The following is a 13,785-nucleotide window of genomic DNA, read 5'->3' on the forward strand; positions in this document are numbered from 1 at the left end:
TTATACTTTTAGCCATTTTTGTTCATCGAAATTATATTGCTTTACCACACGAGCAGGAGATCCAACAGCTATACAGTTGGGTGGAATATCTTTGGTCACAACACTCATCGCCCCTATAATAGACCCTTCTCCTATTGTCACCCCCGGTAAGATACATACGAACTCTCCAATCCATACATTTCTTTTAATCAATACGGGATGCGAATAAATTTTTCTGTCATTCGGAATTGATAGTGGAGAATCATGATGATCGCCGCTATAACTACCATGATTATGATCCGTTATAAATACTTTACTTGCAATTAATACATTATCCTCTATCGTAACTCCATTTATAGCCGCTATATGTACATAATCGTTTATTTGAACATTTCCGCCAATATCTATTAGAGTGCGATTAAAATTATCGAAATTAAAGGCATCCATCCGACAATTAAATCCAGTGGTAAAACCTTTTCCAACATTTATAAACCTCTTGCCTCTGACTCGGAAGGGAAATCGAATTATTCGAGCATTTTTAAAGAAAAGCTTAGTTCGCATTATTTGCAAAATCAAATTAAAAAACCCTATTACACCATATTGTTCTATTTTCTTTTTCATTAATAAAAGTTTACACTATTTACTTTTTAACTTTTTTAGATCCCACTCCTTCTCGTTAAAAATTCTCTTTGAGGATCTATGCTCTACCTTTATCTTAACTTCTCTTTCTGAACTAATAATAGCCCCTTTTCTCTTAACCACAGCATCAATAATGCGTTTATCTTCGTCGTCCCTATCCCATGGCCGAGCACCGACATTCTTTATGATATAATCCTCTAACTCTGTTGATCGGAGAACTTGCAACCCATTGTGCCAAATGGGCTTTATAGTAGATTTATTCTGCAAGTCACCTTTATAGATATTATTACTTAGATCTCCATCAGGATTAAATAGCCTATTATCATCCAAATAAACGCTTAAAGGTCCGCTCTTGGCATAAAACAAGGCTATATCCCGCTGAGAACTGGGACCTAAACGCACCACATTTCCCACAACGGACCATAAGCTCTTTTGCTTTTCACGCCCTTTCCATTCGCTTTCAGCTAAAGCAAACCATATACTTCTTATACCTGGGTTAAATATGTAATTGTTCAAAAACACGCCCCTGCTACCACCCTTAAGCAATGCATTTCTATCATTATTATTAGTGTACAAATTACGCATAATCAAAATATCCGAAACGTTGTCGTGTACCAGTGTTCCCATGGAATGTTGTCCTTTCTCATGAACGGAAGATAGCAGCCCCTCGCCTATAATGTTATTACTAAATGTAATACGATTCGATGTGTTTTTACGCCATTCATTAGGCGTTTTTCCATTAAACCTTTGCCCGGATGCGGATAAATTTTCGTCAACAGCCCACATAAAGGAACAATGATCAATAATAACATTATAAGAATATGAATCGGTACACAGTGCATCTAATGGTTGTTTTACAACTTCTGCACCTGTTCTTACTCTTATATGTTGAATAATTACATCGTGCGTCCGTATGATTAACCCACCATTAATAAATGTAATACCTGGAGAAGGTGCTGTTTGCCCCATAATCGTCACGTAAGGATCATTGAGTATCCACCTATGACCCTGCATATCAATTATTCCTCCTACTTCAAATACAATTATTCGCTTACCCTTTGTTTTGATTGCTTGCAAAAAGGATCCTTTCCCTGTAGAATTCAAGTTTGTTACCCTTACCACTTTACCACCAAATCCACCTTTCGTTCCGGAAGCCCAGCCAAAATTTTTAGCGACATCTAACTCCTGAGCCGAAGAATTTAGATTAATACTGCTATTGAGTAAAAGCACTAATAGTAAGATGGCTACTCTTTTAACACGTTTGTCTAACATACTTTTATTAGTTAACCTACGAACTTGCTATCTGCCCGCATATTTCAAGATACTTTTCTGCTTGTTCCCTTGAATTATCAAAAATTCGAAGTCTATTCCTCCCTTCATTTACTAAATCCAAATAGATTTTTTCATTACTAAATAGATTCTTAATATTCAAAGCTATTTCTTTAGCGTTGCTATTATCAAAATAGATTGCTGCATTTCCACAAACTGTGTGAGCAAATGACAAATTGGAGGTCAGAATAGGGCGCTCCATTTTCATAGCTTCGGGATAGGAGGCTGAAAAACACTCTAAATGAGAGGGCAAAAACATTGCATCACATTCAAGATATAAATTTGGGCATTCAGATGCTTTTACATGTCCATGATTGATAATTACTTTTTCAAAACCTTTAAAATGTTGATCATAATCTTCTTGTTTAATAGTTATATGAAATTCATACTTATATTTATCGTTCTCTAAAAGCGGAACAACCTGCTTCATTATCTCGAAATTCTTACTCGGTCGATACGTACTTATCATTAATAGACGTTTCACATTTGAAGCAGGTCGCTTAAAAGTTTGAATATCTTTATATTGCTTTCCTATGCCATTTGACACTAAAAACACTTTGTTGATATCGACACCTATGCGTTCCGCAAGTCGTTGCCTCACGTCTTCCGTCTGCACAACAAAGTAGTCCGCCTCATACTTCGTCCAAAATTTTTTATAAATCATTTCTAATTTAGTCATCAATGAGTAGCTTTTTACATAAGCATAATCATCATACACGATGTGGGGAACACCAAAGCCTACTAAATGTGGACTCTTTGCATTCCAATAACAAGGACCAACGAAAGAAAACACAACATCCGGTTTAACCTCCTCCTCTATTTTATAAAACTCACGGATAATTTTCCTCCTATACCTTAGTGAAGCTGGACTATACTTAAAGTAATAAAACTTAAAATTATGAGGAAATGAATTGATATCTACTTGCTTCGCTATATTATCATTGTAAAAGACGTGGTACTGGTCTCTTCCAAAATCTTTCAATTCATTTAGGAATGAGACAGATCTCTGAAAAGCTCCTCCTATTAGGAGATTGACGGTATTGATAATCAACTTCATTATTTTAAAATAAAATTTAGATATTCCTGACTGATTTGCTGAGAAGAATATTTAGTTTTCACATTTTTTGCTTCCTCGCCATAAGAATTTCTCAGCATATCATCATTAATTAGAAATTGTAATTTACGGACAAACAAATCAGTATTATTTAATTCGACCAAATCTCCATTTTTCCCATCCACGATAAGTTCTGAAGGTCCAGTTGGGCAATCGTAGGACACCGTAGGCAATCCATTGGCCATAGCTTCAATTAATGCATTAGGAAAACCCTCGTAGAGTGATGTGAAAACAAATATTTTCGCTCTTTGGAAATAAAAATCTATATTTTTTTGAAAATCTAAAAATGATACTCTATTGGACAGCCCCTTCATTTCAACTAAATTTTCTAATTCGTGCCTCAAATCTCCAACTCCAATAATCTCCAATTTCCAATGCTCAGCATCTTCTAGCCTTGAAAAAATCTCTATTAGTTCCCGTTGGTTTTTTTGTTCTACGTTTCTTCCTACCGTAAGAATGATGTTCTCTCTTTTTGTTACATCATGTTCCTCAACATTTCTTAAAGGGTTAGGAATCGCCTTTATATTCGGGTTCTTAGTTTTAATATATAAAATATCCTTAGCCGTAGTAGTCTGTGCTATAATTCCATCTGCTCCTTTGTACAAGCGCTTCCGAAGATTCTCGTGCACTAACCCTAGGGTGTTTTTTGGGTTATTCCTATCCGATACAAACCTTTTAACATTTATTCCCAACAATGACAGTAAAACAATATTGTTATATCGCTCACAAAAACTAAGTACCGCATCCGGTTTCAATTCCCGGATTGTGCGTCTTATAAACTTGAGTATCCAAATCGAGTAATAAAATTTACTAATTAAATTAGAGGTATACTCTTCCTGAGGTTCAATGATAGTTACATTATCATTAACAGAATAAAAGTGTTCCTGCTTCGTGAGCAAAATAATAAACACTTTCAGATTAGGTCGTCTCGACCATTCATTTGCAAGAATACTGATCACCCGCTCGGCACCTCCGTGCCGCAACGACGGAATTATTAAACACACTACATTCACCACGATTACTTTACATTTAGATACTTATATTATTTATATAATCTTGAGTTGGATTAGCTTTTTGAATGACCTTTGCAGGGTTTCCGAGCACAATAGAATTCTCTGGCACATCAAAATTAACGTAAGCATTTGGAGCTACAAGTACGTTGTTACCTATTGAGATCTTTCCAACAATCGTGGCAGAAGGACCTATATATACGTTATTTCCAATAACAGGGTTGCCAGGATTTTTGCCGCCCTTAGTATTTCCAATGGTTACACCTTGTAATATATTACAATTGCTACCAATCTCTGCATTCCCATTTACAACTACAAAACCAAAATGAGGTAGTAATAGCCCTTTACCAACGCTAACAGTAGGTGGTATTTGAAAACCATACTTAATACTAAATCTGTTGTAAAAAAACCTGGCTAAAAAACCAATCGGTGTAGTTCTAGAATATTTCACACAGACCCTGTAGAAAAATATAAACTTAAATCCCGGATTAGAATATAAGTAACGCAGAAAAGTAGAAAAACTTTGTTGATTTCCTACACATCTCGTTAGATCAGATTTTATTAAATCTTTTAAAGTCATGATTTAATTCGGCTTTTGTTAATAATATACTTGTTAAAAAACAATACAATGATTATAAATGCACATAGCTTTAGGTTAAACAAAACGGTGGATCGTGATATATAAATACTAAATGCCAAGTACACCACAGAAAAAACATGAGCACTTATTGACAAATAGTCATAAGTATAAAACGATAATTCGCAAAATCGGATGAAATAGCCAAACAAAAACATTCCTAAAACTACACCTACTAAACCTAGATCCATATAAAAATCCGCAATACAGGAAGTTCCTAAACCGTAGAATCGACTATCTCCCTGATCTATCCACGTAATAAATTGAGCTGACCCAATATATTTATATGAGTTATCCTCAAAAAGGCTTTCTTTGAACATCGTACCAAAAGGAATAATTCCCAAAATTTGCTGTAACTGGAACCGACCAAATAGATAGTTGTGCTTATCCGGCACATAAGAAACAGCCATATGAACTGTTTTGACCGATCCTGCCAACTCCTTAGTCTGGGGAGATATCGAATCATCGCCATTTCCATGAGTTGTATTATCACCTTTGTAGGCCATAATAATCCGATCTGTGAAAGATATATTTTTATTCATCAGCCTCACTTGCCCAAGAAGAGAAATAAAAAATGCACCAAAAAAGAAAACTAAGAAAAGAGGCAGCTTTGCTACTTTATACTTGGTAATAAATAAAAAACCGGATATGTAGCACAAAGCCATGGTCATTAAAGGTCCTCGGTCACCGCTAAGCATGACAGATAATAAGTAAATAGAAATTATTCCCGAAAAAAATAGTCCTTGATCCTTTATATAATTTCGAAATGTGTAATTTTTCAAAAAACTATTCGATCTGTTAAAGTAGGTATTTCTTGAATTTTGAATGATAGTAGCAAAGACACATACTTGAAAGCCAAATTGGGCATAAACAGCTGTAGGGCTTAATTCAACATTTCCATAGTGCCCTGTCAAATACCTTGGATCCACACTTGCATAGAACAACAGTAAAAAAACCAGAGAAAATATCTGTAAAATAAATGTAGATAATTGTGTTTCTGAACGTGGTCTGACGTATGCTGAAAGTTTATATTTATACATATCGTAGCCCAAAACAAATGCTAAAAGCCCCGCAATAGACAAGGCGAAGGATTTAATAACAAAAAAATGATTATACCATATTTTGTAATTAGCCTCATTAGTAAACCCCAAAATATAATCTAGATAATATTGGAAATGAACTATTAAAAATCCGAGAAGAAACAACGTAGAATGTTTTACCGGTTGGCTTCTAAGATGTTCAGCTCGCTCTCTTCTAAAAAAAAAGAATGTGGTAATTATAACTCCCAAAACGAAAAAGAAAGCAGTCATAACAGACTTATTCATAGATCCCTCTATTGTGAGAAAAACTCCACAAAACATTACTAATAAAAGAAAAGATACAACCTTCGAAAAGTGCATAAATTTTTGCGTTACATTTTATTTTTGAATCTTCATCAAAACCTTTCTCAATAAAAGGAAAGGAAACCGGGTAATTGAACTACTTTTTATCACTAGAATTACATTGGTGATTTCAACGGAGTTGCTCCATTGTCGTTTTGCTAAATTCAGAATTAAAACGTTATAGAGCTGTCCTAAGCAATTTCTGGGGTCAAAAGAAAGTGTGGCATATCGTTCGTTAACATCCAAAAAATCGTATCCGAGGCTCTTTCTCTGCAAAATTAAGAATTTAGCAAACTCAGACAGAAAAAATGGCTCCGGATTTTTAAACGAATTACTGCTGACCGAGGATTCTTGCTTTACCCATGTGTAGAGCTTATCAGGTAGAAAGAATAATCTAGTTTCTAGGCACATCCTGAACCACAAATCTTTATCCTGTCTGGTTCTAAAGTAGCGTCGATAGCCACCAACTTTTTCATAGATGTCATGTCTAAACATGACCGTTCCATGATTGATTAGATTCCTGTTTAAAAAATCGTTTAATTTTAATTCCCTTACGGACTTAGAAATATTATTTGCTGGTCTATTAGTTACTCCTACTGCAACTACTCCAACGTCCGTATTTTCTTTCAAAAAATTCACTTGTGTTACAATACGATCAGGGAGCGAAATATCTCCAGAACCATGAATCGCAATATAATCCGTAGAATCGATTGTCGAAATTGTGTCAACCAGGGAATTTGTAAAACCCTTATTTTTTTCGTTATGAATAATTTTAAGATGAGTATGATCAACTTCTAATTCTTTCAGTCTATTCAGTGTATTATCAGAGGAGTTATCATCAATTACATAGACAGTAAAATTAGCATATTTCTGATTTAACAAACTTTCTATCGACTCAACCACATAATTTTCTCTATTATGGTAAATGCTAATAATAGTTACATGAGGCTCTTTTAAATTCATCTTAAATTATTCTTTGTTCAACTTCTAATTCAAATCCATACATCGTATGAACAAGCATATTAACATGTTCAATTATGGATACGATATCGCTACCTTTCGCATCTGCGAAATTAACAATAAATCCGCCATGCTTTTCGGAAATCTTGGCGCCTCCTACGGTATATCCCTTTAGTTTAAGCTCATCAATTATTGCGCCCACATAATATCCTTGTGGCCGTTTAAACACACTTCCACCATTAGGAAACTCTTTGGGTTGCTTCGCCCAGCGCTGTGCCTTTATAGTTTCCATCTTTTCTCTAATCAGATCCTGATTGAATATGTCTAGCTTCATCCACGCTTTTAAGACTATTTTATCTGTATTTCTTTGAAAAAAACTATTTCTATACTCAAAAGAAATATCTTCTTTGAGTATTTCCTTTACTTGCAAATCAGCTAAATCAAAATATCGAACCTTAACCAGTACGTCTTTGATTTCCTCCCCACTAGCACCTGCGTTCATTACGACCGCGCCGCCGAGAGAACTTGGAATATCATAAAAAATCTCAATTCCCTTAAGTGAATGTTCCAATGCCACTTGAGCTACATCATGCATCATAGCACCCGCCTCTACTTCCACAACATCGCTATCATTTACCGATATCGTATCGAAGTTTCCGTTAAATACAATTATTGGCTTATCATAATATTCTTTAGTTAAGATAATATTATGTCCACTACCTAACAATATATAATCTCTCGATATTGTATAAAGGTCAATAACATCTTGTTCTGTTTCGGGGAAAAAAACTTCTCTTCCAACCGCTTTTACACGGTAAGAATTAAAATTAGTTAAATCAAAATCCTCAAATTTTTTCATCCGCGCTTTCTAAATTTTTTAACGACATTTATAATAGGATCAAAATCCGACTTTTTAAAAGTGATAATCTGTTTGATAGGTATGCCTACTTCTTTACTATAATAATACAGAAAAGAGATCCCCGCTACACAATAACTTATTGTAGAGCAAATTGCAGAACCAGCGGCCCCATATTTCGGTATAAACATAACGTTTAGTACCACATTTACAATCAGCGAGGGAGCCATAGCTTTAACCGCAATCCAAGGCTTTCCTTTCCCTGCTAAATCCATATTCATTACCTTGAAAATAGTCAAGATAACAACACCTGGGAGCAAGAATTTCAGGACTAACACACTATCTTCAAAGGCTTTTCCATACATACTGATAATGATAAAATCCGACAAAACAAAAAGCAGCAACGATGCACCACCTATCAGGATAAAAGATATTCTTAATAATTGTGCAACTTTACGCGAGAAGCTCGTATCATTCTTTGAAACTGCACTTCGCGCAAATACGATTGTACTAAGAAGCATAGGTATTTGCCATAGATATTGCGTAATCGTGGATCCCTTGGAATAGATTCCTAATTCATATGCATTACTAAGCTTGTCCAGCAGTATATAATCTGCCTTATAATTCAGGTTAATGATAAACAGAGAAAAAGCATACACCAGGCCTAGGGATAGCATCGATTTGATAATCTCTAAATCAAACCTTAAAGAGAATGCCTTCAAAAAATCATTTCGAAAAAGCATAAGTATAGCCATGAAGAATGGACCTCCTATAACTGCAACTAGTGCTCCGGTTACATTCAAATCCAGGTACGTGACCAATACAAGTGTTAATATTAAAATGAGCAAAGGAGGTATCCAATTAACTTTATTAAAAGCAGCAATGTCATTTTTACCCAAAAAAACTCCAGAGTTGTAGGTTACGAATAATGTAAATGGGACTGGAAGTAGTGATAAAATCACCCACAACGTATTATCACCAGACTCACTGAAATAGCGCATCAACAAAAAACAAATCAAAAGCGAGATTACTGTCGTAAACATCCAAATCTGCGTTATAGCAGTTTTAATTTTGTCTTCTGGAAACTCCCCTTTACCCAAATAGTACGCTGTAGATTGTCTTATTCCGAGAGAGCCGATCGTCATAAACAAAGATGGGTACACCGCTAGTCCCGCAATTATACCATTTCCTTCCGGACCAATAAAGCGTGCCGTAACAACGGATGTTATTATTCCAGAAATTATAATAACTGCGTTAGAGACTCCAACACTGGCTAAATCTTTTATAAACGAGCTCATTCCTTCAAGTCTTTAATTACACAAGGTATTCCATATGCAACAGAATACGGTGGTATGTCTTTATTAATTAATGAATTCGCTCCGATTATACTCCCTTCACCCACCCTTATTCCTCCGATTATTTTTGCACCCGCATAAATTCGGACATTATTCTCAATAACAGGATATGCTAGATCCTTACCCGCCTTTCCATGGCTCCCAAGTGTTACTTGCTGAAAAATCATTACATTATCGCCAATAATCACCCCATCTCCTATCACAATACCTATCGGATGAGGGAGTCTTAATCCCTTACCTACATGAGAGTTATAGGAAAAATCACATCCTCTTTTAGAAATTAATTTATACTTATACCGCAATCCGATTTGGCGCAACAGAAAATTTCCACTTTTAAAGAAACTTTTACCTAAGCGATGATTTAACAGAATTCTAAACCTAGCACTATAGAAATAGTTCTGAAAGAAAGAAAATACTGCCCCTCTTCCCTTTGGTAAATCTCCAATTATTTCTGCTATAACTCCTGATTTAGACGTCATCTTTATAATTTAATACCAAGCTGGGTCAATTTAACTTCAAGATTCTCGTAGCCTCTATGAATTTGCCAAGAATTTTCGATTACCGTCTCTCCCTCAGCCGTCAATCCCGCTAACAACAAGGCGATACCAGCTCTTAAATCTAACGCATTTACTGTTGCTCCATTTAACGGTGTACCGCCATTTATAACTAAAAGATCGCCCTCCACATTGTAATTCATGCCCATCTTAGATAACTCTTCTGCATAACCGTAACGTCCTGGAAAACGCAAATCGATAATTTTAGATTCCCCGTGGGAAGTCGCTCCATAAACCGCAAATAGAGGTTGCATATCGGAATTAATACCTGGGTAAGGCCCCGTACTGATTTCAATAGGATAGGCTTCTCCTCCTCTAACAATTAGGCTATTCGTTCCGCGATAGAACTTCATCCCACTTTCTCTTAAGTATGCCATGGGTATTTCGAGATGTTCGAATGGAAAGTTTTCGATTTCTACTTCTCCATTGGTGATTACGGCTCCTATAGCCCACGTAAGCGCCTCCATATTATCGGGTATTACAGAATGCTTCACAGTAAAAAGCCTCTCGACACCTTCAATAATTATACATTTCTGCCCAAAGACCGTAATTTTAGCGCCCATTTTATTCAGCATATCAATCAGATCCATAATTTCGGGACGAATATGTGGATTCCATAGGGTAGTTGTCCCTTTTGCTAAAGTAGCACAAATGATAGAATTCTCGGTTGCACCAGTAGAGCGCATAGGAAGATGTATATCATTCCCATAAAGTCGACCACTATCTACTTTCGCACATAAATAACCGGGTTCCTCTTCCCACACCTTCGCTCCTAAATTCTCCAAAAGCATGACGTGTAAGTCATATTTTCTTTCACCCAATTTACATCCCCCTGGAAGCGGAACGCGTCCTTCACCAAACCGCGTGACCAAAGCACCTAAAATCAATAATGTGTTTCGAATAGATCGTTCTGTCCATTCTAACGAGGTTACACCTGATTTCGTTTCCTTTATATAAACATTATCCTGATCTACTACAAAATCTTTACCTAGCACTTTCAGCATTTCTAAATGAACCTGGACATCCAACAATCCATTTGGAAAATTATTGAGCTCGACCTGTTCTTCAGTCAAGATAGATGCAGCAAGGAGACGCAAGGCACTATTTTTTGCCCCACTTACTTTAACATTCCCAGACAATTTTCCTTTTGATATCTTTAATATATTATCCATAAAATTTATTTTTATTTTACTTTCTTTGCAGGCACCCCCACTATAACTGTATTTTCTTCTAAAACTGACCTGTTGACTACAGCATTCGCACCGATCGTTGTACCATTTGCTATCTTTATGTCACCAAAAATTTTAACACCAGGCCCAATATAAACGTTATCTCCGATAAACGGAGCCTTTTTGGTACCACCGGTTGCCCCAATATTTACCGCAATATGCACTCTACAGTTTGCACCAATTTTTGCATTGCCATTAATAACAATTGTACCATAGTGCGCTATGGATAGTCCAGGACCGCAGGTGTTAGGAGGAATTGAAAATCCTAATTTCAACTGATAATTCCTATAATCTCGATAAAAGTATAGGTAAATCATTTTTCTAAAAATATTTGTCTGTGTATTTTTATAATACTCTACTTTTCTCAATTTTCGTTGAAATATATATATCACGTTCGGAAAGAAAAAATCTACTACCAATTGTTTTAAGAAATTCTGCTTTATGACTTTCAGAGCTTTCCGATCTCTTTCAAGATACTCAAGATAATCTGTTTTACTTTTTATCATTTCCTAGTTTATAGAATAGCTAATTTTTACTTCACAAACTTATATTTATTAAATAATTCCCATAGCCGCTTTTCTTTAACGGCTCAGCAATACTTTTCAACTGTTCTTTATTGATATATCCCATACGATAAGCCACCTCCTCGATAGCACCAATTTTCAATCCCTGCCGCTCCTCAATAACCTGTACAAATTGGCCAGCCTGCATCAGCGATTGAATTGTTCCAGTATCTAACCAAGCTGTTCCTCTATCAAATACACCGACCTTTAGCTTGCCTCGCTCTAAATATTCTTTATTGACATCCGTGATTTCCAATTCCCCTCTTGGAGACGGTTTTATATTTTTTGCAATTTCAACAACGTCGTTATCGTAAAAATATAGCCCCGGGACTGCGTAATTAGATTTAGGTTCCTTCGGTTTCTCTTCGATAGAGACTACCCTATTTTCCTTATCAAACTCCACTACGCCATACCGTTCTGGATCATTAACTTGATAAGCAAAAACCACACCTCCTACTGGATCGGCACAAGACTGCAACAACTGGGACATACCAGATCCATAAAAAATGTTATCCCCCAAGATCAGTGCGACCTTATCATCTCCGATAAATTCCTCACCCAATATAAAAGCCTGTGCTAGACCGTCTGGAGAAGGTTGTTCTTTATAGGAAAACTTACAGCCTATCTGTGATCCATCACCAAGCAACTTTTCAAAGTTTGGCAGATCCTGAGGAGTAGAAATAATCAGGATTTCATTAATTCCAGCTAACATCAATGTGGATAGCGGATAATAGATCATCGGCTTGTCATACACCGGCATCAGTTGTTTGGAAACTGCTAGCGTCAATGGATGTAAACGTGTACCGGAACCCCCGGCTAATATAATTCCTTTCATTTTGGTGACTTGTAATATATGACTAGTGACTCGACTTCTTATTTAAACTTTTATTAACATCTCTTCCAAGCTGTCCTTCCAGTTGGGTACCACTACACCAAATTGCGTCCTAATCTTGGTTTTGTCCAATAACGAATATTTGGGCCGTTTAGCGGGTGTGGGGTATTGTTCGGTAGGAATTGCATTGATCTTACAGTCCAGCCCTTTTAGTTCCCGGATCGCTACCGCGAAATCATACCAGGAAATCTCCCCTTCGTTACTAAAGTGATAGATACCTTTTTCCCACTTTTTGGACTGGATAATATCGAGGATTGCCTTCGCCAGATCTCTGGCGAAGGTAGGTGACCCGATCTGATCGGCAATGACCGATATCTCGTCCCGCTCCGTCATCAGCCGGATCATCGTCTTGACAAAATTAGCACCGTGAGATGAGTATACCCAGGCGGTACGGATAATGACCGCGTCTGCTCCAGATTGTGCAATGGCTTCTTCGCCACGCTGTTTGGACAGGCCGTAGACATTGATCGGATCGGTAGGCTCGCCCTCTTTCAACGGTGTACTGCTATTTCCCTGAAAGACGTAGTCTGTCGAGATGTGGATCAGTTTCCTATCGTTCGATCTGGCCCATTTTGCCATTACAGCAACCGCCTGGTGATTGATTACATCCACCAGTTCAGGCTCCGATTCAGCTTTATCCACCGCTGTATATGCACCGCCGCTAACGATAACATCGGGCTGCACCTCTTCCAGTACATCAAATACCTTATTGACATTATCTAACGGCATCTCCTCCCGGTCCACAAAAGTGAAGCTGTCTTGGGGATAGTTTATACTGAGCTCCCTTAGTTCTGAACCCAGTTGTCCAAATGCGCCTGTTACTAATATTTTCATTTGATTTTCTCTTTGATGCTAACATTGCTTCACCTTCATTCTTCAGGTTCGCAATGACGATAATTATTTATTTTAGAGAACCTTTACTGATTAACCAAATACTTCCTTAAATGTGGGCAGGATCTGGTCCTTATCCGAGATGATCAGTTCCGCTGCCGGAATACCCCAATCTATCCCTAAGGCCGGATCGTCGAATTTTACGCCACACTCGGATTCCTTGTTGTAGAAATTGTCGCATTTATAGAAAAACGTAGCCGTGTCGCTTAAAACGACAAAGCCATGCAGGAAACCTCTGGGCACGAACAGCTGCAGGTTGTTTTCGGCTGATAGTTCTACCGCCACATGCTGGCCAAAGGTTTCCGAACCGGGCCGCGCATCGACCGCAACGTCAATAACCGTTCCCTCCATTACACGTACCAGCTTCGCCTGTGCATGCTCCCCTGCCTGTGCAT

15 protein-coding genes are annotated in these 13,785 nt (G+C 37.1%); all 15 read right to left on the reverse strand.

The genetic code is table 11. The annotated features are described in order from the left end of the window. On the reverse strand, nt 1-600 hold the full coding sequence (locus FAZ19_RS23210; RefSeq protein WP_136823166.1) for an LbetaH domain-containing protein: 600 nt from the start codon (nt 598-600) through the stop codon (nt 1-3). Between the two features lie 15 nt (nt 601-615). Then, complete coding sequence (locus FAZ19_RS23215; RefSeq protein WP_136823167.1) at nt 616-1,890, reverse strand: pectate lyase family protein; 1,275 nt, start codon at nt 1,888-1,890, stop codon at nt 616-618. 16 nt (nt 1,891-1,906) lie between these two features. Beyond that, nucleotides 1,907-3,004, reverse strand: a complete 1,098-nt coding sequence (locus FAZ19_RS23220) for a glycosyltransferase family 4 protein (RefSeq protein ID WP_136823168.1) — start codon at nt 3,002-3,004, stop codon at nt 1,907-1,909. Next, complete coding sequence (locus FAZ19_RS23225) at nt 3,004-4,074, reverse strand: glycosyltransferase family 4 protein (protein WP_169305761.1); 1,071 nt, start codon at nt 4,072-4,074, stop codon at nt 3,004-3,006. Before FAZ19_RS23225 ends, FAZ19_RS23220 begins: the two co-directional genes overlap by 1 nt. 16 nt (nt 4,075-4,090) lie before the next feature. Beyond that, nucleotides 4,091-4,651, reverse strand: a complete 561-nt coding sequence (locus FAZ19_RS23230) for a serine O-acetyltransferase (RefSeq protein WP_136823170.1) — start codon at nt 4,649-4,651, stop codon at nt 4,091-4,093. Then, nucleotides 4,648-6,108: an O-antigen polysaccharide polymerase Wzy gene (gene wzy / locus FAZ19_RS23235; RefSeq protein WP_136823171.1), complete on the reverse strand. Its 1,461-nt coding sequence runs from the start codon at nt 6,106-6,108 to the stop codon at nt 4,648-4,650. The genes FAZ19_RS23230 and wzy overlap by 4 nt, the downstream gene beginning before the upstream one ends. 18 nt (nt 6,109-6,126) lie before the next feature. Continuing rightward, the gene (locus tag FAZ19_RS23240) at nt 6,127-7,053 is read right to left on the reverse strand and encodes a glycosyltransferase (protein WP_136823172.1); all 927 of its coding nucleotides are present in this window, start codon (nt 7,051-7,053) and stop codon (nt 6,127-6,129) included. Between the two features lies 1 nt (nt 7,054). Continuing rightward, a complete protein-coding gene (gene murB / locus FAZ19_RS23245) occupies nt 7,055-7,909 on the reverse strand; it encodes a UDP-N-acetylmuramate dehydrogenase (RefSeq protein WP_136823173.1) in 855 nt (284 codons plus the stop codon). Then, the gene (locus FAZ19_RS23250) at nt 7,906-9,204 is read right to left on the reverse strand and encodes an oligosaccharide flippase family protein (RefSeq protein ID WP_136823174.1); all 1,299 of its coding nucleotides are present in this window, start codon (nt 9,202-9,204) and stop codon (nt 7,906-7,908) included. The genes murB and FAZ19_RS23250 overlap by 4 nt, the downstream gene beginning before the upstream one ends. Continuing rightward, nucleotides 9,201-9,740, reverse strand: a complete 540-nt coding sequence (locus FAZ19_RS23255) for a serine O-acetyltransferase (protein ID WP_136823175.1) — start codon at nt 9,738-9,740, stop codon at nt 9,201-9,203. The genes FAZ19_RS23250 and FAZ19_RS23255 overlap by 4 nt, the downstream gene beginning before the upstream one ends. 2 nt (nt 9,741-9,742) lie before the next feature. Continuing rightward, on the reverse strand, nt 9,743-10,987 hold the full coding sequence (murA, locus tag FAZ19_RS23260; protein WP_136823176.1) for a UDP-N-acetylglucosamine 1-carboxyvinyltransferase: 1,245 nt from the start codon (nt 10,985-10,987) through the stop codon (nt 9,743-9,745). Nucleotides 10,988-10,998: 11 nt separating this feature from the next. Continuing rightward, a complete protein-coding gene (locus FAZ19_RS23265; RefSeq protein ID WP_136823177.1) occupies nt 10,999-11,550 on the reverse strand; it encodes a serine O-acetyltransferase in 552 nt (183 codons plus the stop codon). Nucleotides 11,551-11,581: 31 nt separating this feature from the next. Beyond that, nucleotides 11,582-12,442, reverse strand: a complete 861-nt coding sequence (gene rfbA / locus FAZ19_RS23270) for a glucose-1-phosphate thymidylyltransferase RfbA (protein WP_136823178.1) — start codon at nt 12,440-12,442, stop codon at nt 11,582-11,584. A 42-nt stretch (nt 12,443-12,484) separates the two neighbouring features. After that, entirely contained in the window at nt 12,485-13,333 is an 849-nt protein-coding gene (gene rfbD, locus FAZ19_RS23275) for a dTDP-4-dehydrorhamnose reductase (protein ID WP_136823179.1), read from the reverse strand. 90 nt (nt 13,334-13,423) lie between these two features. After that, nucleotides 13,424-13,785: dTDP-4-dehydrorhamnose 3,5-epimerase family protein (locus FAZ19_RS23280; protein WP_136823180.1), on the reverse strand; the 362-nt coding region annotated here is incomplete at its 5' end.

This window comes from Sphingobacterium alkalisoli, assembly GCF_005049105.1.
Lineage (GTDB): Bacteria > Bacteroidota > Bacteroidia > Sphingobacteriales > Sphingobacteriaceae > Sphingobacterium > Sphingobacterium alkalisoli.

What these genes read in the sequence shown, in the direction of transcription:
- rfbA (WP_136823178.1), bottom strand. Translation starts at nt 12,442, where the DNA reads ATGAAAGGAATTATATTAGCCGGGGGTTCCGGTACACGTTTACATCCA.
- FAZ19_RS23250 (WP_136823174.1), bottom strand. Translation starts at nt 9,204, where the DNA reads ATGAGCTCGTTTATAAAAGATTTAGCCAGTGTTGGAGTCTCTAACGCA.
- FAZ19_RS23220 (WP_136823168.1), bottom strand. Translation starts at nt 3,004, where the DNA reads ATGAAGTTGATTATCAATACCGTCAATCTCCTAATAGGAGGAGCTTTT.
- FAZ19_RS23255 (WP_136823175.1), bottom strand. Translation starts at nt 9,740, where the DNA reads ATGACGTCTAAATCAGGAGTTATAGCAGAAATAATTGGAGATTTACCA.
- FAZ19_RS23265 (WP_136823177.1), bottom strand. Translation starts at nt 11,550, where the DNA reads ATGATAAAAAGTAAAACAGATTATCTTGAGTATCTTGAAAGAGATCGG.
- FAZ19_RS23230 (WP_136823170.1), bottom strand. Translation starts at nt 4,651, where the DNA reads ATGACTTTAAAAGATTTAATAAAATCTGATCTAACGAGATGTGTAGGA.
- FAZ19_RS23240 (WP_136823172.1), bottom strand. Translation starts at nt 7,053, where the DNA reads ATGAATTTAAAAGAGCCTCATGTAACTATTATTAGCATTTACCATAAT.
- murA (WP_136823176.1), bottom strand. Translation starts at nt 10,987, where the DNA reads ATGGATAATATATTAAAGATATCAAAAGGAAAATTGTCTGGGAATGTT.
- FAZ19_RS23210 (WP_136823166.1), bottom strand. Translation starts at nt 600, where the DNA reads ATGAAAAAGAAAATAGAACAATATGGTGTAATAGGGTTTTTTAATTTG.
- murB (WP_136823173.1), bottom strand. Translation starts at nt 7,909, where the DNA reads ATGAAAAAATTTGAGGATTTTGATTTAACTAATTTTAATTCTTACCGT.
- FAZ19_RS23215 (WP_136823167.1), bottom strand. Translation starts at nt 1,890, where the DNA reads ATGTTAGACAAACGTGTTAAAAGAGTAGCCATCTTACTATTAGTGCTT.
- wzy (WP_136823171.1), bottom strand. Translation starts at nt 6,108, where the DNA reads ATGCACTTTTCGAAGGTTGTATCTTTTCTTTTATTAGTAATGTTTTGT.
- rfbD (WP_136823179.1), bottom strand. Translation starts at nt 13,333, where the DNA reads ATGAAAATATTAGTAACAGGCGCATTTGGACAACTGGGTTCAGAACTA.